This is a genomic window from Porphyromonas asaccharolytica DSM 20707 (assembly GCF_000212375.1).
GTDB classification, from domain to species: Bacteria; Bacteroidota; Bacteroidia; order Bacteroidales; family Porphyromonadaceae; genus Porphyromonas; species Porphyromonas asaccharolytica.
This window is the reverse complement of record NC_015501.1, coordinates 1,984,724-2,010,645: the sequence shown is the minus strand read 5'-3', so window position 1 is coordinate 2,010,645 and position 25,922 is coordinate 1,984,724. Positions and strand designations below refer to the sequence as shown.

General features: G+C 49.9%; 24 protein-coding genes and 1 tRNA gene. 22 read left to right on the top strand and 3 right to left on the bottom strand.

The features are described from left to right. Positions 1-11: 11 nt before the first annotated feature. Entirely contained in the window at positions 12-233 is a 222-nt protein-coding gene (locus PORAS_RS07890) for a DUF2795 domain-containing protein (RefSeq protein WP_004331394.1), read from the bottom strand. Positions 234-906: 673 nt separating this feature from the next. Here PORAS_RS07890 and PORAS_RS09040 point away from each other — a divergent pair. From PORAS_RS09040 to PORAS_RS07840, 12 genes are all read left to right on the top strand, one after another. Beyond that, complete coding sequence (locus PORAS_RS09040; RefSeq protein ID WP_013760847.1) at positions 907-1,047, top strand: hypothetical protein; 141 nt, start codon at positions 907-909, stop codon at positions 1,045-1,047. Between the two features lie 200 nt (positions 1,048-1,247). After that, positions 1,248-2,138: an OmpA family protein gene (locus PORAS_RS07885; protein ID WP_013760846.1), complete on the top strand. Its 891-nt coding sequence runs from the start codon at positions 1,248-1,250 to the stop codon at positions 2,136-2,138. Positions 2,139-2,193: 55 nt separating this feature from the next. Further along, positions 2,194-2,352: a hypothetical protein gene (locus PORAS_RS09035; RefSeq protein ID WP_013760845.1), complete on the top strand. Its 159-nt coding sequence runs from the start codon at positions 2,194-2,196 to the stop codon at positions 2,350-2,352. Positions 2,353-2,371: 19 nt separating this feature from the next. Then, positions 2,372-2,788: a tellurite resistance TerB family protein gene (locus PORAS_RS07880; protein ID WP_013760844.1), complete on the top strand. Its 417-nt coding sequence runs from the start codon at positions 2,372-2,374 to the stop codon at positions 2,786-2,788. Between the two features lie 29 nt (positions 2,789-2,817). Beyond that, entirely contained in the window at positions 2,818-3,132 is a 315-nt protein-coding gene (locus tag PORAS_RS07875; protein WP_013760843.1) for a hypothetical protein, read from the top strand. Between the two features lie 87 nt (positions 3,133-3,219). Further along, entirely contained in the window at positions 3,220-3,663 is a 444-nt protein-coding gene (locus PORAS_RS07870; protein ID WP_013760842.1) for an OmpA family protein, read from the top strand. Positions 3,664-4,077: 414 nt separating this feature from the next. Beyond that, entirely contained in the window at positions 4,078-4,722 is a 645-nt protein-coding gene (locus PORAS_RS07865) for a hypothetical protein (RefSeq protein WP_013760840.1), read from the top strand. A 13-nt stretch (positions 4,723-4,735) separates the two neighbouring features. Then, positions 4,736-6,073, top strand: a complete 1,338-nt coding sequence (locus PORAS_RS07860; protein ID WP_013760839.1) for a hypothetical protein — start codon at positions 4,736-4,738, stop codon at positions 6,071-6,073. A 35-nt stretch (positions 6,074-6,108) separates the two neighbouring features. Then, entirely contained in the window at positions 6,109-6,312 is a 204-nt protein-coding gene (locus tag PORAS_RS07855; RefSeq protein WP_013760838.1) for a hypothetical protein, read from the top strand. A gap of 59 nt (positions 6,313-6,371) precedes the next feature. Further along, entirely contained in the window at positions 6,372-6,614 is a 243-nt protein-coding gene (locus tag PORAS_RS07850; protein WP_013760837.1) for a hypothetical protein, read from the top strand. 35 nt (positions 6,615-6,649) lie between these two features. Beyond that, positions 6,650-7,255, top strand: coding sequence for a pyroglutamyl-peptidase I (locus PORAS_RS07845; protein ID WP_013760836.1), 606 nt, complete (start codon positions 6,650-6,652; stop codon positions 7,253-7,255). After that, entirely contained in the window at positions 7,233-8,924 is a 1,692-nt protein-coding gene (locus PORAS_RS07840) for an ion transporter (RefSeq protein WP_013760835.1), read from the top strand. Before PORAS_RS07845 ends, PORAS_RS07840 begins: the two co-directional genes overlap by 23 nt. 219 nt (positions 8,925-9,143) lie before the next feature. Here the strand turns inward: PORAS_RS07840 and PORAS_RS07835 are convergent, their stop codons facing one another. Both PORAS_RS07835 and PORAS_RS07830 read right to left on the bottom strand, forming a co-directional pair. Next, positions 9,144-11,597, bottom strand: coding sequence for a transglutaminase domain-containing protein (locus tag PORAS_RS07835; RefSeq protein ID WP_013760834.1), 2,454 nt, complete (start codon positions 11,595-11,597; stop codon positions 9,144-9,146). A 44-nt stretch (positions 11,598-11,641) separates the two neighbouring features. Next, positions 11,642-12,361: a copper homeostasis protein CutC gene (locus tag PORAS_RS07830; RefSeq protein ID WP_013760833.1), complete on the bottom strand. Its 720-nt coding sequence runs from the start codon at positions 12,359-12,361 to the stop codon at positions 11,642-11,644. Positions 12,362-12,924: 563 nt separating this feature from the next. Here PORAS_RS07830 and PORAS_RS07825 point away from each other — a divergent pair. The 10 genes from PORAS_RS07825 (at position 12,925) to PORAS_RS07780 (ending at position 25,899) form a co-directional block, all read left to right on the top strand. After that, positions 12,925-15,141, top strand: a complete 2,217-nt coding sequence (locus tag PORAS_RS07825; protein WP_013760832.1) for an InlB B-repeat-containing protein — start codon at positions 12,925-12,927, stop codon at positions 15,139-15,141. A gap of 402 nt (positions 15,142-15,543) precedes the next feature. After that, entirely contained in the window at positions 15,544-17,823 is a 2,280-nt protein-coding gene (locus PORAS_RS07820) for an InlB B-repeat-containing protein (RefSeq protein WP_013760831.1), read from the top strand. Positions 17,824-18,169: 346 nt separating this feature from the next. Further along, entirely contained in the window at positions 18,170-18,667 is a 498-nt protein-coding gene (locus PORAS_RS07815) for a Fur family transcriptional regulator (protein WP_013760830.1), read from the top strand. A gap of 21 nt (positions 18,668-18,688) precedes the next feature. After that, complete coding sequence (locus PORAS_RS07810) at positions 18,689-19,978, top strand: adenylosuccinate synthase (protein ID WP_013760829.1); 1,290 nt, start codon at positions 18,689-18,691, stop codon at positions 19,976-19,978. Further along, positions 19,968-21,293, top strand: a complete 1,326-nt coding sequence (locus PORAS_RS07805) for a bifunctional folylpolyglutamate synthase/dihydrofolate synthase (RefSeq protein WP_013760828.1) — start codon at positions 19,968-19,970, stop codon at positions 21,291-21,293. Before PORAS_RS07810 ends, PORAS_RS07805 begins: the two co-directional genes overlap by 11 nt. A gap of 51 nt (positions 21,294-21,344) precedes the next feature. Continuing rightward, on the top strand, positions 21,345-22,754 hold the full coding sequence (locus PORAS_RS07800; protein ID WP_174258529.1) for an MFS transporter: 1,410 nt from the start codon (positions 21,345-21,347) through the stop codon (positions 22,752-22,754). Positions 22,755-22,937: 183 nt separating this feature from the next. Then, the gene (locus PORAS_RS07795; protein WP_013760827.1) at positions 22,938-23,642 is read left to right on the top strand and encodes an energy transducer TonB; all 705 of its coding nucleotides are present in this window, start codon (positions 22,938-22,940) and stop codon (positions 23,640-23,642) included. 96 nt (positions 23,643-23,738) lie between these two features. Further along, positions 23,739-24,743, top strand: a complete 1,005-nt coding sequence (locus PORAS_RS07790) for a polyprenyl synthetase family protein (RefSeq protein WP_013760826.1) — start codon at positions 23,739-23,741, stop codon at positions 24,741-24,743. Positions 24,744-24,821: 78 nt separating this feature from the next. Then, on the top strand, positions 24,822-25,613 hold the full coding sequence (locus PORAS_RS07785; protein WP_013760825.1) for a TatD family hydrolase: 792 nt from the start codon (positions 24,822-24,824) through the stop codon (positions 25,611-25,613). Positions 25,614-25,811: 198 nt separating this feature from the next. Then, a tRNA-Ser gene (locus PORAS_RS07780) sits at positions 25,812-25,899 on the top strand. Positions 25,900-25,922 lie beyond the last annotated feature (23 nt).

The following is a 25,922-nucleotide window of genomic DNA, read 5'->3' as shown; positions in this document are numbered from 1 at the left end:
AGAGCGACGAGCTAGTACTCCTCCTCGTTGAAGAAGAAGTCCTCCTTGCTAGGGTAGTCCGGCCATATATCCTCGATGGTCTCATACTCCTCGCCCTCGTCTTCGATCTCCTCAAGGTTCTCGATCACCTCGATGGGCGCACCCGAGCGCTGAGCATAGTCGATGAGCTCATCTTTGGTAGCTGGCCAGGGAGCATCCTCTAGCTTTGAGGCCAATTCTAACGTCCAGTACATAGTTAATCTATATCAGTGGTTATATAATAGGGAGTATTCTATCGGAGAGAACGGCAGTGTCGCTAGATTATTGCACACCTCCGCCGACTCGTCCCATAGCGCATCTCCTACGAGCGTGCAAATATAGACAACCTAGACCACATTTACAACTCTTCAAATTTCTACTCCCGCAGATCTCACGAACAGCGACATAACGGGTGACGATTTGTCGGAGGGGGCAAGCGAGATGTGTAGGGATGCACGGGAGTGCCGAGCCGGAAGGCCTCCGTCCATACATGGCGATGTCTTAGCTGTTCGTATCGTGTTGATTTTTTAGTATATACGAGTTCCAAAAATAGTTCCCCTCTTGGAACTTTTCAGTTCCAGCGGAGGAACTTTCTAATTCCAAGGGAGGAACTGAAAAGTTCCTCCCTTGGAATTGTTCACTCTCCACGTGGAGAACGCCAAATTTCCACGTGGCTATTTTCTTACGACGCTCGCTTTTCGGAAATCCCTGAGTCTAGTTAGGAAAATTCGATCAGCTCTTGTGTTGTGTGCTTGTCCAGAATAGGTCTTTACGTCACATCGTTTTCTGATTCTTCATGTAAGTGTTTTTTTTTGTTAAACATTTCGTACCTTTGTCGGTGAAGTTCTTATGGAGTTGCCAATTCCATAACATAATCACTAAAAAACTATGAACTTAGCCACATCCGTACGAGAGAATATAGTTGCAAACTTTGCCAAGACTCAGAAGTTGTGCTTTAACGAGCACAACCTCTGCATGCTACGTGGCTCTGCTGCTGATTATGTGGAGTATTTATATCAGATAATATAACCCCTATGGGACGCAAACGATCGACACCAATACCAGGCCTCTCCTTCTCATGGCAGAGAGCCGTGGGCGTATCAAGGCTCAGACAGCGAGTATCTCGGCGTACAGGTATTCCAACGAGCAAGAGTGGTCTGAACCAAAAGATAGGCCGTGGCATCTTGAAGAAACTATTCGGACGATAAAACTATAACACTATAAACCTCATGGACAAAATCAAAGTATTTGGCAAAGCCCAAAACCGTACAGCGCTAGGCATCGTACATGCCTACATGATTATGTATCCACATGCTACCCTCGCAGACCTGCGCAAAGCATTTCCTAACGAGCTGAATCCAGACAAAGGTGTACCAGAAACCTTTATCTATGCAGAGGAACAGGGAACTACAGCCAATTGGAACGGCTACTTCAAGGCTCCCGACGAGCTACTCACTATGGGTGACGGCAAGAAAGTTGCTGTCGTCAGTATGTGGACCAAGCCAAGCTTCGAGAGAATCGTACGACATGCTACACAGTATGATATTGTGGTAGCAGAGTTTGAAAAAGCTGGACGAGTTGGCGAGAAGGGAGGCTTCCGACTAGAGTATCTCAACGGCTATATCCCCCCAGTGGCTAAGAAGAAAGGACTCCCCTGGTGGCTCTGGCTCATCATCGCACTGCTCCTGATAGGTGCCATCATAGCATTTTTCCTACTTCGTAAGCCCCAGGTGGTCGAGGTGGAGAAGGTCGTCACCGTAGAGAAGGTAGTTTATAAAGACCGTATTGAGGAGATCGAGAAAAACTTCAATGCAGCTAAGTTTGTCCAGGGCAAAGCAGACCTAACAGACGAGACTAAGTTTGTCCTCCATGATCTAGCCAAACTGATGGAGGCTAATCCTGACCTAAAGCTCAAGATCGAGGGGCACACCTCAGAGGAGGGCGATGAGGCCTTCAATCAGCGACTCTCAGAGGAGCGAGCTCAAGTTGCTGTAGACTTCCTCATCAGCCAAGGCATCTCAGCGGACCGCTTGCAAGCTGAGGGCAAGGGTTCTAGTGAACCGATTGATCCAAACAACCCAGAGGTCAATAGACGCACTGAGTTCATCGTCATAGAGTGAACAAGCTGAGGCTAATCATCTCAACGCTACTAATAACCAACTAAGTAATACCACAATGGCAGTAAAACGAACTAAATCAGGTAAGATCGACAAGCGTACCAAGGAAGGTAAAGCTATGCTCGAAAATCTAGCAAAGGCTCGCGCAGCAGCCGCAAAAAAACGTCGTCAAGAAGACGCTAGTCTACTCAGACGTATCAAACGAATGCTCAAATAAAAAAGACAACGACAGAACTATGAAATCAAACATAAAGAATGTAGCAGCTTTTCTGGCTGTAGCCATCTGGGCAGACGGTGTATACTCCGAGGAGGAAAACGAAATGCTTACTGACATCGCTGAGGCGCTTGGCATAGACTCCGCGACTCTCATTCAGCAGGTTCAGGAGGCGGTCAACGCTCTAGAGGAGAAGGATGGTGATGCCGTCCAAGAGTATCTCATCGACAAAGCTTCAGCTATCGAAGAGGATGATACAAAAAAGCTCTTGCAGTGCGCTATCGAGATCGTCATGGCAGACAACGTTGTCACTGTGGATGAGGTGCAGGTTCTCTTTGACCTAGCTGACGCTATGGGCGGAGAAGTCGAGCATGCCGATGTGACGCTCATGCTGCTAGACCTTGTTAAGTACAGCCCAGAGATCGAAGTCGAATTCTAACCATACTAATAACCAATAACTATAATAACATGGCAGACTTTCGCATTGACAGCCGCATGAAGGTTAAGACCCTCAAGGCAAACTTTAAGAAAGAATTTGGAGCTACGCTCCGCGTCTATACGACGGAAAACTGTAAAGCAATGGCCGATGACGAGGCTACAATCGGATCTCTTATGACATCTTCCGCAAAGGGTGGTATGCTGACTGTAGGTGGCAACCTAAGAGTCGGTAACTTCGAGAAGAAGATTGTCGAGCTATACGGCATTGGCGTGCAAGTGGCCAATGCTAAGAACACTGAGCTCAGTAGCGACAACATCACACTAGTCGCTGCAGGCAAGAAGTAACCTAAGTAGATGTCAATGGAGCACTACCCCTCAGTAGTGTCTCCATTGACTATCGTCCCACCCACACGTGGCTAAGCTATATCCCCTATGAGCAAGAAGAAGATTATAACTTACATTGTCCTGGTTCTCATCGGCATCGGATTCATTGGAGATTGTGTTAATAGAAGACAAAGGAATAAACTCTATCGTGAGCGGGTCGAGGAGCTGGAGCAGAACTTCAACGATGTCAAGTTCGCCAAGGGCAAAGCTGATCTGACCAGAGAGGCGCAGCTCGTCCTATGCGACCTTGCTAAGTTTATGGAGAGTCATTCAGGCCTAAAGCTCAAGCTAGAAGGACACACTTCAGAGGAAGGCGATGAGACCTTTAACCAACGGCTCTCAGAGGCTAGAGCTCAGGCAGCTGTGGACTTTCTCATCAGTCAAGGGGTCTCTGCAGAGCGTCTAGAAGCAGAGGGCAAGGGATCCACAGACCCTATAGACCCAGACAGTCTAGAGGTCAACCGTCGCACAGAGTTTGTCGTGATAGAGTAAGTCTCATAAGCTAACAACTAAAACCTAACGAAACTATGGCACGGCGAACAAAGCTCGGAAATCTAGATATGCGGTTCAAGTCAAGCCATAGGATCGTAGCTCGAAGGAACTTCTTCGGATGTCTAGGCTCAGTCCTATCAGTTCCATTTATATTGTTTTGGAACCTGATACGAACTGTGGCTGTGAAGACTTACCCGCAGATCCACAATTCTGTGACATGGTACTCTAGCAGTATCAAGTTACTCCGCCGTGAACTTGGTCCGAAAAAAAATCCGTCTCTGTCTCAAAGTCATTCTTGTCTCTTCTTTCATCCTAAGTTTTATTCTCCTCACTATTCTTACGCTGATATCATTGGGAACCTATTCTTCTTAAGCATTCGCTCTATCCATCTAGAGTGTTATTAGACCCATTCTTATGAGTACGAAGAAGATTATCATTTATGCTGTTCTAGCCCTTCTAGGGATTGCATTCATCGGCAACGTAATCAGCACGGCTTGTAGCAGTAGTGCTGTCAAGCAGTTTAAAAAAGCCCTCGAAGAGGGTAACCTCACCGAAGCATCCAAGTATATTGAGCAGATTGATGACAGCTCCGACAAGAAGAGCTGTGCGCTACGTCTGATACGCGTCTACCTAGAGCTCGACAATCCTAAGCAAGCTATCTACGTATACGAGGTACTCACGCCATATCACAAAGGTCGAGATGATATCTCGTACTCCCTTTACCCCTACGAACGAGATGCTTGTAAGCTACTCAGAGACTACCTAGTCAAGCATGGAGACTACGAGACCGCTTGGAACTACTATCCCCTAAAGGCTCTTGATGAAAGCTATATAGGTAATGCCCCCTGTCTCTACGACTACATGAATGATGTCGTAGTGGCTATGTGTGCTGCTGGACGACAAGATGAGGCTAGTCAGTTTGTAAGGAGCAAGCTATCGTGGTTTGCTACCTATGTAGACGCAAGCAGTAGTCAGTACGCCAGTGAGTATGCGGCATTTCAGAGTGATCAGGTGAGAGAGCGGTTAGAACAGCTCATCGATGAGTCTTATAACTACTAGACAGAGAGAAGGTATGAAATGGCTGTTACAGATACTCTATGGAGGTTTGCTCCTCTGCATACTTATGACTTGTGCTGGGTGTGGGCAAGGCAATAAGGAGGATGCAAAGCTCGACAAGATCTCTGAGCTGGAGCAGATGAAGTATGACAATATATCGCAAAAGCTAGACCTCATCTGCTCAAAAGCTCAAAGCTTGCATTCAGATCAAGACTTAGAGGCTCTCTATACAGAGTTATGTCGGATCGAGTACGACTACAATCCTGACGGTATGGGCGAGCGTGCACAGCAGAAGTGTCAAGAGCTCAAGGAGCGGCTCTCAGAGCTACAAGCAGCTCCGAGTAGTCTACTTCAGTCATCACAGACTGAATCTACATACACTAGTGTATCTACATCAACCCGCTCCTCAGGCAGAGTCCTCATCTCTAGAAGACACATGAAGGTAGATGCCGTCAAGCGTTACCCTTATTACTTCAAGGCTCAAGACAAGCTCAGCATCTCCTTGACCCCACAAGGATCGGTGCACCTCACTCTCTTTGGTATCGATCATCAGAAGCGTATCAAGCAGTGGCGTGTGCGGGGAGCTCTAGAGGAGCTTGTGACTATCCCCTCAGATGGTATCTATATGGTCGAGTTGCGGCCCGATGGTGGGGAGCTTATCACCGATCTCTCGCTCTCATATGAAGGCGTAGATGACGACAAGCGACCACGCGTATCGGAGCAGATAGTGAGCTGTAAGCAAGGAGACTTCCTGGCAGAAGCCACTGAGAGTGTGCGGGTATCGGCGGTGTTTAAAGAGCCTAAGAAAATCGGACTCCGAGGTAATCTCAAGTCTATATTCTCTGGTAAGTCTCGAGCTTTGATATCTGTACCTGTACCTGCTGGTAGTGATGCCATACTATACTCTCTCCGTATATCTACCAATGAGAAGACAGCTCCCAGCGATGGCAAGTTTGCCGACAACTTATCCCTCGCCTCTAAGCAGATCAAGCTTTTGGGCATCAAGGTGTACGAAAAGCGTACCATCAGTAGCAACGTCATCGACCGACTACTCTTTAATACACGTCCAGCTCGTGAGGAGGATGCCTTTTGCAATATGTATGTCTTGACCGATGCTACGCAAGCCAAGAAGTTTCAAGACGAAACAGCCTCTTCAGGACACTACAAGTATGATGTCAATCAGTCTCAGATGGGGACTCAATCATGTAATGGTGAATTAAGACCCCAAGGACATAAGATCATCTACCTAGGCTTCGAAAACGAGCGTATGCGTTACGACAACTACATCTGGCTAGAAGTAGCCTCTTTGACACATACCAAGGAGTATACCAGACCAGTGTATTTCACTAGATAATTCTTAGAACCAAACTAAAACCAACTAAAAGAACTATGGCAAAGAAAACAGTAACCACAGGAGAGTACATCCTCAACAAACTAGACAACGGTAGTATTACCGTGTACCGCGTATACGACAACGTAAAGGGAGCCCTACGTGAGATAGCAGAGCAGGAGGGCTTTGAGTACGACAACGACTGGACGACACGCCAGTTTGGCTCCAAGCTGATGACCTTTCTAGAGGATAGAGAAGGCTAGTATCGTCCTTCCGTAGTCATCCATCATATATATGATAGCATAAGAAGCAAGCAGATGTCATGAGCAAAGAACACTATAAGAAAAAGATCATAGATCTACGTGCATCTATAGCAAGAGAGCGAGAGAAGAAGAAGCGAGACAATGAGTACTACGCAAGTAGGATCAGGAGTGCTTCGTCTCCTTCATCAAAAGCCTCTTACCGCAAGAGCAAGATAGACAAGTCAGCCTATCACGATCGTCAGATTGAGAACTATAAGAGTCAGATCGAGAGTGCTAAGGCTAGCCTCAAGAGGTGTAAGTAAGGACTACAAGAACACGCAACGTGTATACCGTACTTGTGACAGGGTTCGAACCTTACTGGAACTACCCTGAGAACTCATCGTGGGTGGTGGCTCAAGAAGTAGCCACCCACGATCTAGCTGGTGTCCGTATCTATACGGAGTTAATGCCTGTTAGCTTCCATCAAGTGGCGGCGGCTCTCCGTAGGGCTATCGATCAGCACACTCCAGACCTAATCATCATGTTAGGACAGTCTGGAGGTAGCGATCGTGTCAAGCTAGAGCGTATCGCTATCAATATGATGGACTCCAAGCTCCCCGACAACGAAGGCTATCTCCCCGATGAGGAGATCATCTATGCCAATGGAAGTTCGGCTCTATTCACCAATACAGCAATCAAGGAGCTACGCACCACCATCGAGCAGCTCGGGATAAAGGTCAAGATCTCCAACTCTTCTGGACTCTACGTCTGCAACCGCCTCTACTACGAGGCTCTCTCGGTCGCTCAGAGCAGACCGTCCACTCAAGTCCTATTTGTACACCTCCCATATTATGAGGGTCAGCCCTCTGCTAAGCCTGAAAAGCCTACGATGCCTCTAGACGATATGGTGCGGGCTATCGTAGCCATAATCGAACGAACCTGTGGAACGCATCAAGCAATTTAAGCATCAGCTCGGTCGGGTCTTTGATACAAACCTTGATACCAAGCAGTGGGGTAATTATGTCGATTACACCATCGTCGGACTGATTGTCCTGAGTACGCTCTCGGTTTTCATATCCACCTTTGACATATCCGAGGGCTGTGAGCGTGTACTCCATGTGATAGACATTGTCACTGTCATCATATTTACGATAGAGGTGTCTCTACGTATTTGGACCGCTGATGTGCTTAGCCCCAAATACAAAGGTTTTTGGGGTAGGGTGCGTTACTGTCTCACCTTCTACGGTATGATAGATATACTCTCTACCTATACCTTCTATCTTGCATTCGTCTTCCCGCTGCCCTATCAGGTACTCAAGTCTCTACGTGTAGTACGTGTCTTGAGGATCTTTCGCTATATGCGATCGTTCCGTCTCTTACAGCAGGCGATCACCTCAAAGTCCAAAGAGATACTCATCTCACTACAGGTGCTCCTAGTCGTGACTTTGATGCTATCGTTCGTTCTCTTCTTCTATGAGCATGAGGCACAGCCCGAAACCTTTGATAATGGTATGACTTCCGTGTTGTGGGCTTTTGCACAGTACATAGGTGATCCAGGTCAGTTTGCCGAGACCCCGCCAGTAACTCCCGTGGGGCAAGTCGTCGCCTTTGCCGTAGGGATCCTTGGCATCGCTCTCTTTGCTATACCGGCAGGTTTGGTCGGAGCGGGCTTTTCGGAGACACTCGAAGAGGAAGCTCACAAAGAAACTATTAGAAAGAACAAGGAGAAGCTACATAGAGCTTTCGAGCGAAAGCTAGACCGCCCGACAGGTTTTCAGATTGTACCTCAGCATCTCTCTATATGTGATCTACAAGCTCGCATAGGTCTCAAGGTGGGAGATATATTAGATGTAGTGGACGAGGCATATGATTTTCGTCTGATCAACCTTGCGACCACTCAGACCATCGATGAGCGACCACAGGACAAGCTTGCTGTAGAGCATTTTATAGTCAATAAGCCTTACGGCTACTATATAGACAGGGGATCTAAGGTGACGATCATATCTCCATCTAGTCTAGCTGATGCCGCAATCGGCAACTTCTCATACTACCTTGCTATGATCGGGGGATTTAATTACATCAGTCGCGAATTAGGAGAGATGAGACCGTATAAGTCCTACTACTCCTTTGATGATCGTCAAGTCGAGCCCAATCTAGCTCAATATATGGAGGACCTAGAGGTGCTCACTTCACGTCCTGGTAGCTGGACCTTAACCCCACTTGTAGCTAGCGGAGCCAACGAGCCGAGTTATCCGACCATCTTCCACTTCTCTGCAGGAGGAGTTAAGGGCGATGAGAGCTTTACGGGAAACAATCTAATCGTGCAGGATATGGAAGCGTATCAAGCCTTTTACCAAGACTTGACAGCTGAGTTAGAGCAGCGCTTTGAGATGACTTCAGATCATCAGAGGTATCACAACTTGAGCTCTCCACGACTCTTCGCTCGCCACTTTAGTGAGGGACGAGGATCTCGCAATAACATAGTCCTGCGTATCGCGTGGAGTGCCTGCCTGTGGGACTCGAGGCGTATAGCTATCGCAAAGACAATAGCCGATTCCCTAAATCGTCACTTTGAGAGCGACATAGATAAAGAGTATTCACCTGAGCTAAAGATCAAGCGAAGTGGATATTAAAACATAAACACAGGGCTCGGACGCACCGAGTGGTGTGTCCGAGCCCTGTTCGTTTCGAGCAGCACGGCGGGGAGTCGTGTACGGGCGTGAGGGGCGTCCGTTGTGTCCAAGCGACACGTGTAATCCGTTGTGTCAAAGGTTACAGCGCCGTGGTTTTAACGGGGACGGACGCACGAGCCGTGCGTCCCTACAAATCGCTACTCGTGTTGCGCGGCGCTACTACAGTTGCTTGAGTACCTTCACGAGATGCTCACCGATGTTGATGGTGTAGCCCTGCTGGATGTAGACGACTCGATTGAATGTGTCGCAGATGAGGAAGATGGGTAGCGAACTAGACGTGAGCTTCATCTCCTCGCGAATCTCCTTGAGTATAGCGCCCTCTGAGTCTATGCCCCAAACCACCTGAGCGGGTAGATCGAAGCCTTCGTCGATAAATCGTGTGGCGGCGTCTTGGCTCTCAAAGAGTAGTACGACAGACTGGCCCCACTCCTCGAGAGCGGACTTGTAGATGGCGATGTCTCGTAGCGTATGATTGCTCGGCTCGTGATTTGGAGCGATCAAGCCTAAGATGTAGTAGCCACGTCCGGTGGTTGAGATGAGGCTCTTGGTGGTCTGTGTGGCGAGGTCGTAGTAGAGGTTCTCCGCATTAAAGCTGCCGATGACCTGTACCCCCTCATTGCTCTCTCGCATGGTGAGCTGTATGGTAGTGGTCTCCCCACGCTTGATCTCAAAGACTTCGCTATGCGTCAGCACGGCACCGCTGGCCATACGTGTGCCGGTGGTCAGTAGATACCGACCCTCGTCTAGCTTGATGCCCTTGGCAAAGTCACGACTCCAGGTAGCCTCCTCGTCGAAGGTCAGCAGCGAGGTCTTGCCATCGACGATGCGACTGATGGTAAAGTGCGCATAGTACTTAGGATCGCTAATATACTTCGAAGGGGTATAGCTTAATTGGAGTGTGCCCTGAGGGGCGGTGGCTATGGGGCTGGCTTGGTCGTGCCAGAGGACGTCGACCCAGTGATCGTCTGTGTAATATTGTAGCTTGCCATTGATCTCATTGATGCGTGCAGGCCATCCGAGACTACGAGCAGCCGCTACGAAGAAGATATTTCTGCCCAGATCATCTGCCTGTCGCTCGCGGTAGACGCTCATCGGCTGCATCCTCAGGCGTTGCGGGTTCTGGTCCGTTACTAGCTTAACGTTGGCGAGCGTCCAGTCGATCAGCTCTTGTGGTGAGCGGAGAGCTGCCAGCTGCTCACGGAGGAAGTGCTTGTATGGTGTGAGCCACTCTAGCTCTACGCGGGGATTGAGGACGTACTTGCAGTAGATCTCTGACTGATTGGTCTCGGCGGTCTCACTGTCTTGTAGGACTTCGAGGGAGATGTCTCGCAGATCTTTCTTCGTTAGGACGGAGAGGAGCTTCTGGGCCATCTCTTTGTTGTTCGCTTGCTTCATAAACTGCTGAATGGTCACATAGTTGCCTCGTGACTCATCGACCATCGTCGCTTCGTAGGCTTGCCGGATGCTATCCTCGTAAGCTAGGCGCTCGTTGTTGATGCGTCGCATCTCTTCGGAGACTGGAGGCAGGGAGCCTGATATGCTAGGCGGTGTAAGGGTCTCGTCAAGAATCTTCGGCAGGCTCTCGGACGATAGGATCACGGTCTCCACGGGCTTGGCACCGAAGGTGACTTTCTTCAAGGCTATGTCTTCGCCTTTTTCGACCCATACCATCATATCCCCGCGCCCAGCCGTGAGCTTGGCTCTGCCCAAGGCGTCGGTAAACTTAGAGGCTACGGTGTAAAACTCTGCATAGTTGTACAGCTTGAAGTCTACTCGCGCATTAGCTACAGGCTCGCCAGTGGGCGTCTTCACCTCGATGGTGAGGTCGGAGCTGGGGGCATAGTGGTCGATCACATTAATCTCTGTGAAGAAGGGTGTCTGGAGGATCACCTCTTCGGGTCCGTCGTACGCTCCAAACACTTTGGTGTGCATGAGCATACCACGCGAAGCACTCTCGTTGAACCACCCTAGGTTGAGTACGGGCTCAGGTTCACACGCTCCTAAGAAGTACCACTGGCCATCGACCCACGCCTCGACCCACGCATGATTGTCGTCCGTATGCGCCCAGCGAGGCGTGTAGACCTGTCTGGCGGGGATACCCACAGAGCGGAGCGCCGCGACGAGCAGTGTGCTCTCCTCGCCACACCGTCCGTAGGCTGTACGCACCGTTGCTAGCGGGCTACTGGTGCGGGCATCAGTGGGGCGGTAGGTGACCTTCTCGTGGCACCAGTGATTGACCTCCAGCACGGCGTCATACATAGGCATGCCGTTGACACGATTCTTGAGCTCCTTGTAGAAAACCTCTCGGCTATTGTCTAGGTTCTCATTATTCACCCTGATCGGTAGGACGAAGTGTCTGAACTCCCGCTCGGGTATCCGCTTGCCCCACGGCATCTCCTGGCGAGTCTGTAGTGAGAGTCGCACATTGTGCTCGTAAAATGCTCTGCTATAGTCACACCGGTCGGGTAGGGGTAAGTATTGATAGAGGAAGTCTAGGTACTGCTCGACCTGATCGCTACTCGTTGGGGTAGCGGTTGGTTTCGTTTGCGCTAGAGCTAGTGATCCGCTTAGGAGCATCACTGTGATGAGGTAAAGGAGAGCTTTTCGTGTCATAAGATTTAGATAGAGAGTTGTGTTTGCTGTGCAAAGATAAGTGTTTAGTGAATAGCCTTTAGGAAGTCGCGAACGATATCTGCGTCAGTCTCCTGCCGACCATCTGGTAGACGTAGAGAGGCCGAGCCATGTATCTCCTGAGCGCCTGTCTCGGTGAGTATGCGCTTGATGTTGCTCGCCGTCACACCGCCCCCGGGGAGTATGGTAATCGCGCCTGTAGCTCGCTCGATGAGCTGACGAATGATCGGTATACCCAGTTCGGCAGTCTCCCGAGTACCAGAGGTGAGGATACGGGTGCAGCCTAGTGCGCAGATCCTCTCCATATCCTCTAGCGGACTCTGCGACTCATCAAACGCCCGATGAAACGTAAAGGAGACGCCCTGAGATCGCTCCAAGAGCCGTCTCGTAGCGACCACATCTACTGTGCCAGCGGGGGTCATAGCGCCACTGACGATAGCATCAGCGTAGGGTAGTGCCGCCTCGATGTCTCGCTCCATGACGCGTAGCTCCTCCTCGGAGTAGACGAAGTCTCCCTCCCGCGGGCGAATCAAGACATGGATGCGAAGCTCGGGATAGAGGGTGCGCACCTCTCTGAGGAGTCCTAGGGAAGGCGTTAGTCCCCCCACGGATAGTGCTGAGCATAGCTCTATACGCTTAGCACCTCCCGCCACAGCGGCCTGCACACTTCGCATACTTGCTGTACACACCTCTAGCGTGTAGTCTCTTACCTCGCTGCGCTCGCCAAAAGTCACTTCCTGCGTCATACTATAATTGGGTGGATTGTTTCTTTGCCGTGACAAACTTACTAAAAACGGCTCGTAATACACACTTCCTGCTACTCCCCTCGATGTCGCAAATCTCACCATAAGTCAGCCATACGTCACCACGTGTAGTCCTACATCGGACCATACACTTTATATTCGAAGGGCTTTAGAACGATAGCTACGTGGAAATTCTCAAATCTCCACGTGGCTATTTTTTATTCTCTACGTAGGCGCGAAAAAATTCTTCGGACTTATCATTTGATTCCTCCGAAGTTTCATTTCTCGCCCACGTGGAGAATTTTTCTTTTCCACGTGGAGATTCGCAATTCTCCACGTGAATATTGTGCGTGATTATCGAAGATGTCCCCGAACGACAAGACGTCTATCGATTAGCTTTCTAACTTCTAGCTTCTAATCTCTAACCTCTAATCTCTAACTCCCCATCTCTTGCTCAATTCCTAATAAAGGTATAACTTCGCAGAAAACATCATTCATTCGGCAGAGCCATCACAGCTCCCCACCACGCTACAACGAAACACTAACCTCTAATCTCTAGCTACACTATGAGCAAGCAACTACGCATCTGGCTCTTCGTCCTCCTCAGCACGCTCCTCGCTTCCAGCTCCCTCCTCGCCGAAGGGGTCATCACCCTAACCACGACTCAATCATCCGGCGAGACAATCTATCTGACCATTCAGGCAAATGGCGATATTACCATAGAAGGGGTTCAAGAGGCTCCTAGGCTAGACGAATTAAGGAAACCCTATACCCTCACTGGCCATACGGTGACCATCCGAGGCGATGTGACTGCGATTGACTGCTCTTACAATATAGTGACCAATTTGGAGGTGTCGGGTTGTACCTCTTTGACTACAATTCATTGCCAGCAAAACCTACTGGATAGCTTGGACGTCTCGGGCTGTACCGCCTTGACAGAGCTTATATGCTCTGGGACTCACTTGACCAGCTTGAAGATGTCGGGCTGTACTGCCTTGAAGAAGCTTGAGTGCCAGTGGAATCAGCTAACTAGCCTGGACTTGTCAGACAAGCCTTCCTTGACAACGCTCAACTTCGAATTCAATCAGTTAACTAGCTTGGATGTGTCGAGCTGTACCGCCTTGGCAGATCTTATATGCTCTGTAAATCGATTGACCAGCTTAAATGTGTCAGGCTGTACCGCCTTGACAACGCTTGACTGCTCTAGCAACAGGCTGACCACCTTGAACTTGTCAGGCTGTACCGCCTTGAGAGCACTTACGTGCTGGGATAATCCGCTGATAAGTGTAGATTTCTCTAATTGTAGATCGCTAAAGGGAGCTGTCGTGAGTAATGGCAAGCTAACTAGCTTGAAAGTGTCGGGCTGTACCGCACTGACAAGGCTTGCATGCGATGACAATCAACTGACCAGCCTAGATCTTTCGGGCTGTACCGCTCTGACCAAGCTGGACTGCACTAGAAATCCGCTAACAAGTATAAACCTCTCTAATTGTAGATCGCTAACGGAGTTTACTTGGCGCGAAGGCAACTTGACTAGCTTAGACGTGTCGGGCTGTACTGCCTTGAAGAAGCTTGAGTGTCAGAGGAATAAGCTAACCAGCCTGGGCTTGTCAAATACGCCTTCCTTGACAACGCTAAACTGCGAATTTAATCAGTTAACCAACTTGGATGCGTCGGGCTGTATCGCCTTGACAATCCTTCTCTGCAATAAGAATCCGCTGACGAGTATAAATCTCTCTAACTGTAGATCGCTCAAGGAGTTCTCCTGGAAACTTAAAAGATTGACCAGCTTGGATGTCTCGGACTGTACCTCCCTGACGACACTTGCGTGCAACAACGATCAACTGACCAGCCTGGATGTCTCGGGCTGTGCCTCCCTGACGACACTTGCGTGCAACAACAATAGGCTGACCAGCCTCAAGCTCTCGGGCTGTACCTCCCTGACCAAGCTGGACTGTAGCATGAATTATGTGGACCGCCTGGACATGTCGGGCTGTACTGCCTTGACAACTCTTAACTGCAGTGACAACCTCCTGAGAGAAATAGATCTATCAGGCTGTCCTCGCATTGACTCCCTGATTTGCGATATCAATCAGATTAAGGAGCGTGAGATGACTAAGCTGGTCAATAGCTTGCCTGACTTACAAGGTAAAGGCGTGGGACTCTTTAGAGTGTTTAATGAGACGAGTAAGCGTGAAGGAAACGTCTGTCTCTCGGATCATGTAGCGACCGCCAAAGCTAAAGGTTGGAAGACTCAGTTTAAGCGTGGCCGTTATTACGACATATGGTACGACTATGCAGGAGCAGACAAACCTACTTTTGTTGTAACTGATGAGTCAACTCGTGGAGGTACCGTTACGATCACGGGCACTAGCGACCTTAATATAGTCGCATACGGTACCGAGCTGACCATAGAAGCCACCCCTGATGAGGGCTATAAGCTGACGGCACTCACAGCCAATGGTGTGGACATCCTTACTACGATGAAGGTGGTCGTGACGAACAATGTGACTATCAAGGCGACCTTTGAGGATCACACAGGCGTGGAGAGGGCCGTCAAGCAGCAGGTGAAGCTCTACCCGAATCCAGCGACTGACTATGTCATCGTGGAGGGTGTAGCACCTGCCAGCGAGGTAACGCTGCACAGCATGACGGGCGAGCGGCTCTATGCGGGTCGTGCGGATAGTCGTGGCTCGCTACAGATTGACTTGACGCCCTATGCGGACGGGGTTTACCTAGTCTGTGTAGCGGGCGAGACTTACCGAGTGGTGGTAAGGCACTAGAATCAAAAAAGGGGCGAACCAACTAGCGGTTAGCCCTTTTTTAGAGATTAGAGGTTAGAGATTAGAGAGGACGTGTAACGATTTATAAGGGTTCACGAGACGAGTATCCCTTTGTATGGACGCATGGTCGTGCATTTGTTGTGTCAAAGCGAGACAAGTAACCCGTAGGGATGCACGGAAGTGTCTAGTGGGAGGGCGTCCGTTGTGTCAAAGCAAAACGGCGTCAGGGTTTTAACGGGGACGGACGCTCGACCGAGCGGCCCTACACCAGTTACTCGTCTAATCTCTAACCTCTAACTCCCCATCTCTTGCTTAATTCCCAATAAAGGTATAACTTCGCACGGCAGAGCCCTCACAGCTTCCCCCACTTCTAACCTCTAACCTCTAATCTCTAGCTACACTATGGGCAAACAGCTTCGTATCTGGATCTTCGCCTTTCTCGGCACACTCCTCGCGAGCAGCTCCCTCCTCGCCGAAGGTGTTATCACCTTAACCACCTCCAAAGCTGTCGGAGAGAAAATCGGACTGGGCATTGAGGCAAAAGGTAATGTCACCATCGAGGGAGTTCAAGAGGCTCCTCGGATAGACGAGTTTAAGAGATCCTATACACTCACTAGCCAGACGGTCGTCATAAGAGGCGATGTGACTACGCTTGACTGCGCCTTCAATAAGTTGGACAGCTTGAAGCTGTCGGGCTGTACCTCTTTGACCACTATTCACTGCCAGAAAAACCCACTGACTAGCTTGGATGTATCGGGTTCTACCGCTTTGACAGAGCTCGGATGTTTCCTGAATGAGCTGACCAGCTTGAACGTCTCGGGCTGTACAGCCTTGATAAAGCTTGAGTGCCAGTGGAATCAGCTAACTAGCCTAGACTTGTCAAACGTGCCTTCCTTGACAACGCTCAATTGCGAAACCAATCAGTTGACCAGCTTGGATGTGTCAAGCTGTCTCTCCTTGACAACGCTTAACTGCAATTATAATCAGTTGACCAGCATGGACGTGTCAAGCTGTCCCTCCTTGACAACGCTTGCCTGCCAAAGCAATCAGCTAACCACCTTGAACGTGTCAGGCTGTACCACCTTGACAGGGCTTGCCTGCAATAGTAATCAGCTAACCACCTTGAACGTGTCAGGCTGTACGGCCTTGACATGGCTTGACTGCACTAGAAATCCGCTGGTAAGTGTAGATCTCTCTAACTGTAGATCGTTAAAGAAGTTGTCTGTGACCAGTGGTAAGCTAACTTGCTTGAATGTGTCGGCCTGTACCGCACTGACGGAGCTTAAATGCTCTAGCAATCAACTGACCAGCCTAGATCTCTCGGGCTGTACGGCTTTGACCAAGCTGGACTGCACTAGGAATCCGCTAACAAGTCTAAATCTCTCCAATTGCACGTCGCTAACGGAGTTTACTTGGAGCGAAGGCAACTTGACTAGCTTAGACGTATCGGGCTGTACTGCCTTGACCAAGCTGAGTTGTGGTTGGGGGCAGCTGACTAGCTTAAATCTTTCGGGATGTACCGCTTTGGCAGAGCTCTACTGCTCTAGAAGTCAACTAACTAGCTTGGACGCATCGGGCTGTACCGCCTTGACAATCCTTCACTGCAATGTGAATCCGCTGACGAGTATAAATCTCTCTAACTGTAGATCGCTCAAGGAGTTCGAATGGAAGCTTGAGAGATTGACCAGCTTGGATGTCTCAGGTTGTACCTCCCTGACGACGCTTGAGTGCAACAACAATATGCTGACCAGCCTGAAGGTATCAGGATGTACCTCCCTGACCAAGCTGAACTGTAGTATAAATTATGTGGACAGCTTGGACTTGTCTGGATGTACCTCTTTGACAGAGCTTAATAGCTCCAGAAATCAGCTGACTAGCTTAGACCTGTCAGATCAAAAAGGTTTGACAACGCTTAACTGCAGTGACAACCTCCTGAGAGAAATAGATCTATCAGGCTGTCCTCGCATTGACTCCCTGATTTGCGATATCAATCAGATTAAGGAGCGTGAGATGACTAAGCTGGTCAATAGCTTGCCTGACTTACAAGGTAAAGGCGTGGGACTCTTTAGAGTGTTTAATGAGACGAGTAAGCGTGAAGGAAACGTCTGTCTCTCGGATCATGTAGCGACCGCCAAAGCTAAAGGTTGGAAGACTCAGTTTAAGCGTGGCCGTTATTACGACATATGGTACGACTATGCAGGAGCAGACAAACCTACTTTTGTTGTAACTGATGAGTCAACTCGTGGAGGTACCGTTACGATCACGGGCACTAGCGACCTTAATATAGTCGCATACGGTACCGAGCTGACCATAGAAGCCTCCCCTGATGAGGGCTATAAGCTGACGGCACTCACAGCCAATGGTGTGGACATCCTTGCTACGATGAAGGTGGTCGTGACGAACAATGTGACTATCAAGGCGACGTTTGTGGATCACACAGGCGTGGAGAGGACCGTCACGCAGCAGGTGAAGCTCTACCCGAACCCAGCGACTTACTATGTCATCGTGGAGGGTGTAGCACCTGCCAGCGAGGTAACGCTGCGCAGCATGACGGGCGAGCGACTCTATGCGGGTCGTGCGGATAGTCGTGGCTCGCTGCAAATTGACTTGACGCCCTATGCGGACGGGGGTTACCTAGTCTGTGTAGCGGGCGAGACTTACCGCGTGGTGGTAAGGCACTAGAGAAAAAAAGGCGACGCCTTTTTTTAGATATTAGAGATTAGATGTTAGAGATTAGATGTTAGAGGTTAGAGAGGTCGCTGCTCGTGGGCTTTGCGGAGCGGGGATGGCCGAGAGGTGGCGTAAGTAAAGTAATTTGTATAACTTTGCGACATCGGTCAGATCCTGCTACACTCGCTGCTCTCTAGTTAGAGGCGCAGTGACGTGAAGAGGGTTGCCGTGGAGCGTGTCGCACGAAGTGGTGACGCGTCTCGCTGTGGGGCTACGACAGAAGTGGTGGTACTCACGAATGTGTAACGCAGTAAAATGGTAGTATGTCGCGTCTCCTACGATAGGAGAGTGGCGCAGTATGATGTCGGATTTGGTGTCGCCTTTTAAGGCCTTTCTCAAGCAGCACGGCTATCAGCTGACTTCTGAGCGAGTAGAGATCGCCCAGGTGGTCAGTCAGCAACGTCGTATCTTTACGACCGAGGAGCTGATGGCTCAGCTTAAGGAGGGGGGCTATCGCCAGAGCCGAGGCACGGTCTATAGTACGGTGCGTCTGCTAGCTGAGGCGGGTCTGATCGTACAGCTTCCGCAGTCGAGTGAGGCGCATTACCTCACGAGTGAGCAGGCTAGTCTTTATGCTGTCTGTCGCTGTCGTTGCTGTGGCGCTGAGGTGCTCTATAGACAGCCTCGACGTCTTAAGGCGCTACGTCATACTACGATGCATCGATATCGTCTGGCGCAGCCGCTGCTGATCTTCTACGGGCTATGCCAGCGCTGCGAGCGTGAGACTGCTAAAACGAATAATAAGAAGTCGGCGACTCAATCGAGTGGGCTACAAAAAGCCACCTCAAACCGCTGACTGATAGAGATATATTAAGATATGAACAAGAAAAAGGTAGACGTCCTACTCGGACTACAATGGGGCGATGAGGGCAAAGGCAAAATCGTTGACGTCCTAACCCCAGGCTATCAGATGGTAGCACGCTTTCAAGGAGGTCCTAATGCAGGGCATACACTGGAGTTTGAGGGACAGCGCTACGTATTGCGTTCGATCCCCTCAGGTATTTTTCAGGGCAACAAGCTCAACCTGATCGGCAATGGTGTCGTACTCGACCCCGTCCTGCTACGTGAGGAGGCTGAGCAGTTGGCGCAGAGCGGTCATAACATCAAGAAGCGGCTAGTCATATCCCGCAAGGCACACCTGATCCTCCCGACGCATCGTCTGCTAGATGCTGCTCAGGAGCTCTCTAAGGGCGCTGCTAAGATTGGTACCACAGGCAAGGGTATAGGACCCTGCTATACGGACAAAGTGGCTCGTACGGGACTGCGTGTCGGTGATATCGAGCGAGACTTCGCGACCCGCTACAAGGCTGTACGGGATCGTCACGTGGATCTATTGCAGAAGATGGGTGCTGACCTCTCTAAGCTACCTGAGATGGAGGAGGCCTTCTACCAAGCCATTGAGTACCTCAAGGGCTACCAGTTTGTAGACAGTGAGATCCTTGTCAATGAAGCCCTAGAGGAGGGACTGAACGTCCTTGCTGAAGGCGCTCAGGGCTCGCTACTAGATGTGGACTTTGGTACCTACCCCTTTGTGACGAGCAGTAACACGGTGAGTGCCGGGTGCTGTATCGGTCTTGGCATCTCGCCCAAGGCGATAGGTCGCGTCTATGGTATCTTCAAGGCATACTGTACACGTGTTGGGTCAGGTCCCTTCCCCACAGAGCTACAAGATGAGGTGGGGCATATGATGGCAGATCGAGGCCATGAGTTTGGCGCAGTCACGGGTCGTCCTCGTCGCTGCGGCTGGATAGACCTTGTAGCCCTGCGCTACACGATTATGCTCAGTGGCGTGACTCATCTGATCATGATGAAGAGTGATGTGCTCGATACGCTCTCTACGATCAAGGCTTGTGTCGCCTACCGCATAGGAGATAAGGAGTACAAGAATATGCCGTACTCCCTCGAGGCAGACATAGAGCCTATCTACCAGGAGCTCCCAGGATGGCAGACACCGCTAGATGGCTGTCGCTCGGAGCAAGATCTACCAGACGCTTTCCGTCACTATGTAGCCTTCCTAGAGGCACAGCTACGAGTACCTATCTCGATCATATCTGTAGGGCCTGACCGCTCACAGACCATCATGCGCAAGCTCAACAATGAACTATAAAGAAACGGTAGACTATCTCTACCAAGCGACCCCTTGCTACCAAAACCAAGGGGACGATGCCTATAAGCCTGGCCTAGAGCGTATGCAGCAGATGTGCGAGGCTATAGGCAATCCTCAGCGATACATACGTACCATCCATGTGGGCGGTACAAATGGTAAGGGCTCGACTACCTCGCTCATAGCTTCTGTGCTGACAGCTGCAGGCTACAAGGTGGGACTCTTTACCTCGCCACACCTAGTGGACTTTCGTGAGCGCATACGGATCAATGGCGAGATGATCTCCGAGGAGGAGGTGGTCGCTTTTGTCGAGCGGACGCGTCCCCTGATTGAGTCTGTCGGACCCTCATTCTTTGAGTACACGACCTTGATGGCGTTTGAGCATTTCCACACCCATGATGTGGACTATGCTGTCATTGAGGTGGGGCTAGGAGGACGACTAGACAGTACCAATGTGATACTGCCTAAGCTCTCGATCATAACTAACATAAGTATCGACCATACGCAGTATCTCGGTAATACGCTTGAAGCAATTGCCTATGAGAAGGCGGGGATCATCAAGGAGGGCGTCCATGCAGTCATTGGGAATGCTGGAGGCTCTGTACGTGAGCTCTTTGAGCAGGTGGCTGACGAGCGTCATGCACCGATTACGTTCTGCGAAGATGAGCACACGATCAAGCGATACGATGAGCTACACCCTGGTATGCGACTAGACACCGTCGACTATGGTCTCATAGAGACTCCGCTCTCGGGTGATGCGCAGCTGGAAAATGCGCATACCGTCTTGACGGCATTACGCATCTTGGATGACAAAGTACTCGACACACCACTCACTCATGAGGTGGTGGCACGAGGCTTTGCTGAGCTATACAAGCTCTCGGGACTGCGTGGTCGCTGGGAGACGCTCTCGACAGATCCACATATCGTCTGCGACACGGCTCACAATCCCGCTGGGATCGCTGTCGTAGCTCATCAGCTCGAAGAGGAGTCCTATGATCACCTATATATAATAATAGGTATGAGTGCCGACAAGGATATAGATACCAATCTGGCACTCCTGCCCTCATCGGCTCGTTATTACTTCTGCACGACGGCATCACAGCGTACACTACCCGCCGAGGAGCTACAGCAACGAGCTGAGGCTATCGGTCTAAGGGGAAGAGCCTATCCCTCGGTAGAGGAGGCTCTGCGAGAGGTCGTGGCACTCGCCAATGCCGGTGACTTGATCTTCGTCGGTGGTAGCAACTTCATTGTTGCCGAGCTACTCAAGAGCTATCCATTGATACAAAAAGAGCGTCCAGTCCCTATGGAGGGCTAGACGCTCTATCTATAAATACGCATCAACAAACTAAACATACTACATAAAGTAATGACTGAAACTATGCAACTAAAGACCCTGCGAGACAACGCAGGGATGAGATGGCTAGCACTGGCACTAGTCGCACTCACGATGTTCTTTGCCTACATGTTTGTGGACATCCTCTCACCTGTCAAAACGATGGTTGAGTCCGAGCTCAACTGGAACTCCACCGTCTTCGGCACCTATGGAGGTAGTGAGTTCTTTATCAACGTATTCTTCTTCTTCCTCATCTTCGCTGGTATCATTCTAGACAAGATGGGTGTACGCTTTACATTCCTCCTATCAGGCTCTCTGATGGTGATCGGAGCTTTGATCAAGCTGTACGCACTGAGTCCCTCGTTTAATGCAGGAGGCTTCGGGTATAACTTCTTCAATAGCTTCTGGCCAGCTATGCCAGCCTCTGCAAAGCTAGCTTGTGTGGGCTTTGCGCTCTTCGGCTGCGGTACAGAGATGGGAGGCGTGACGGTCTCTCGATCGATCGTTAAGTGGTTTGAGGGCAAGGAGATGGCTCTAGCAATGGGTATTGAGATGGCAGTAGCTCGTCTAGGTGTCTTTGCTGTTTTTTGGCTATCACCGATGATCGCTGAGCAGTATGGTACTGTACGTGCGTCTGTCTTCTTTGGCACCTGTCTCCTTGTAGTAGCACTACTCCTTTACGTCGTTTACTTCTTTATGGATAGAAAGCTCGACCATCAGCTAGAAGCAGCTCACGCTGCTATAGAGCAAGAGGAGGAGGAGCCCTTTAAGTTTAGAGACCTCGGCCATGTCTTTGGCAATTCGATGTTTTGGATCGTTGCGATCCTCTGCGTGCTCTATTACTCAGCTATCTTCCCCTTCCAGAAGTTTGCTACTGAGATGCTTGTGAGCAACGTAGGCTTTGAGGCTGATGTAGCTGCTAAGATCTTTAGTCTCTTCCCAGTAGGTGCTATGGTTATAACCCCAATCTTGGGCTTCTACCTAGATGCTCGTGGTAAGGGTGCGACGATGCTTATAATTGGAGCTATCCTGATGATTGTCTGCCATGGTACGTTCGCTTTCTTCCCATTCAGCACGGTATCTCATGGGCTGGCGGCTACGATCGCTATCATAGCAATCGTAGTACTAGGTATCTCCTTCTCTCTAGTTCCAGCTGCTCTGTGGCCTTCTGTACCTAAGATTATCCCAGGTAAGGTGCTAGGCTCCGCTTACTCAGCTATCTTCTGGATTCAGAACATCGGTCTGATGGCTGTACCTATGCTCATCGGTGCTATCCTCGATGCTAACAACCAAAACGTAGCTCCTGGACAGCCTAAGGACTACTTCCAGGCTATGCTCGTCTTTACTGCATTTGGTGTAGTAGCTCTCATAACGGCTATACTCCTTAAGGCAGCAGATAAGAAGAAGGGCTACGGTCTTGAGTTGCCGAACATTAAGAAGTAACTTATCCATCGGAGAAGGGGGGCTTTTGGTGTGTGACATCGTACCTTTTAGTGAAGACTTAACTAGAAGGTGTAGGCTACTCACAAAAATCTTCGTACATTTGTGCCGAGAGAGCTGGCTTTACTTGATAGCGCGCTCCAAAAGAACTACCCTTCACACCGAAGAAATAAGATAACTCGCTATATGGAAATCAAGAAATCACCCCAAGCAGACCTAAGAAGGACGATACCCTTATCGTTGGCTATAGGTTTCGTCTTAGCTCTAGGTATCCTTTATACCGCTCTAGAGTGGACCTCTACAAAGGACGATAGTGCAGATGAAACGACCGCACTCAATATCGCTGATATGGAGGATGCGCTCATCATCAATGAGCAGCAAGAAGAGCAACCTGAACCAGAACCTGAGGCTCCACAGGAGGTCGTAGAGGTAGCACTACCTGAGGAATTTAAGGTTGTGGACGATAATAAGGAGGTTGCTAAGATTTCAATTGTCTCTGTAGACCAAGATCGTGAGCTACCACCGCCACCCGTTATTGTACAGCCTGTACAGACCGTCGAGGAGCCTGAGGATCAGATCTTCGAGATCGTCGAGAATCCCGCCGTACCACCCATGGGAGATATCCCCTCAATGCTTAAGTGGATTGCTAATCACATCGAGTATCCACAGAGTGCTCTAGACAACAACATACAGGGCAAGGTCGTGCTCCGCTTCGTCGTGGAGAAGGACGGCTCTATCGGAGATGTAATTGTAGCACGCAAGGTAGACCCGGCACTAGACAAAGAGGCTATCCGTGTGCTTAAGTCTATGCCTAAGTGGACGCCAGGTAAGCAGCGTGGTAAGCCCGTACGCTCTTACTTCACACTTCCTATCGCCTTTACCATTGGTTAAGGTGTAACATATAATTACGATGAGATGGTATTGATGTCTCCCTATACTGCTAGTCTAGCTAGGCATTTATACCATCTTCATACTGACTGAAAAGGGATGTCTCATTCATTAGAAGCCAAAGACCTGAAAGCTTGTCGTCAGATAGTGCAGGATACGCTGCAGAGTCTGATGCTAGATAAGCGCACTCCTCAAGCTCTTTACGCTCCGATACGGTATACGCTGGAGCAAGAGGGGGCTAAGCGTGTGCGTCCTGTCTTGGCTCTCTTGATGCAGGCGTACTTACGTCCTGAGGCGCCCTTGGCAGCATCTCCTATAGTAGCTCTAGAGGTCTTTCACAACTTCACGCTACTACATGATGATGTGATGGACAATTCCCCCGTGCGACGTGGCAAGCCGTCGGTCTATGCTAAGTATGGACTGACACCTGCCATCCTCTCGGGAGATGCTATGCTAATTCTAGCTTATCAGATGCTTACAGAAGGTGTCTCTCCTGAGATGCTCCCTGATCTGATACAGAACTTTAATAAGATGGCTACGCTCATCATGGAGGGTCAGCAGTTAGACCTAGAGTATGAGCAGCTAGACTATGTCTCTAAGGAGCAATACTTAGAGATGATCGGCTATAAGACAGCGGTCTTGATAGCCACGGCAACGCGCTTTGGAGCTATCCTCTCTAAGGGGAGTGTTACAGAGCTCGAGTCCTCTTACGCTTTTGGGTGGAACCTCGGGTTAGCCTTTCAGCTTCAAGATGACTACTTAGATCTATACGGAGATAGCGAGACCTTTGGCAAGCCTCTCGGAGGTGACATCCTAGAGGGCAAGAAGACTATCCTCCATACACTCGCCTATGCAACCGCTTCTCAAGCTCAGCGACAAGCACTCACAGAGACGATGCGTAGATCTAACGAGCAGGCTGAAGAGAAGATCTCTGCAGTCAAGACTCTATATGACGAGATGGACATAGCTACCCAAGTGCAGGCACTCGTGCGAGACTACTTAGCAGAGGCGCAGAAGGCACTAGACGCTTTGGAATCCGCTTTGGGTAGAGAGGCTACGCAGTTGCGAGCTTTTGTATCCAAAATAGCTGAGCGCAACACTTAAATGCTTAGTCCTTAGCGAAGGACTAGCAAGCTTGTAGCGAAAGGGAGAGCTTCCCTTTGGTAGAGGTAGGACAGGGATATGCTGATAGATACCCACACACATATATATGGTGTCGAGTATGACTCTGATAGAGAGGCGGTCATCTCAGCAGCCGGTCAGGCGGGGGTAGGCTATATGGTTATGCCCAATGTAGATCTCACGTCACTCCCTCTACTAGTCGAGACGCACCACACCTATCCTGATCGTACAGCGATGGCTCTAGGACTGCACCCCACCTCCGTGGAGACAGACTACGCAGAGCAGCTACGTCAGCTACGCCAATACATAGCTGAGTCTAGTGAGGCAATCGTAGCGATAGGGGAGGTCGGACTAGACTTCTACTGGGATCGTACCTACGTTGACGAGCAGCAGAAAGCTCTCATCGAGCAGGTCGGATGGGCTACAGAGCTAGATCTACCGGTGATACTACATGTACGGTCAGCCCTGGACGAGACAATCGACCTCTTGACCTCTCACTTCGCTCCCGAGAAGCTCCGTGGAGTTTTTCACTGCTTCGAAGGCGAAGAGACACAGCTGCAGCGCATATTGGATCACTTGCCACTGATGATGATAGGGGTCAATGGCAACGTAACCTATAAGCGGTCTCGCACCGCTCGACTACTGTCTCAGATCCCTCTAGACAAGATGTTACTAGAGACAGACGCACCCTATTTGGCTCCTATTCCCCAGCGGGGGAAGCGCAATGAGCCAGCATATTTAGTTCATACAGCTAGCTATGTCGCAGATCAGATTGGCATCTCACTAGAGAGCCTGGCAGAGCATACGACAAGTAACGCTATACGACTCTTTTCCTTAGACTTAATCGCTTAGTCCTAGATGATGAGAGGATCGCAACGATCCCTCGATTAGGTTGAGAAAAGAGAGATCAAAGGTCTAGATGCGTGCTAAGTCGCCAAAATTCTTTAGATTTGCACTACTAAACGGATCAAGAGAACCGATTTACTGAGACACATAGCTGGAAAGAACAAGCAAACATAGTAGGAAAGAACAAGAAGAATAGTCCCATAAGGAGAGATGCTCGAGTGGCTGAAGAGGCACGCCTGGAAAGCGTGTAAACGTCGAAAGCGTTTCGAGGGTTCGAATCCCTCTCTCTCCGCAGTAATAACAATCAAACTAGAA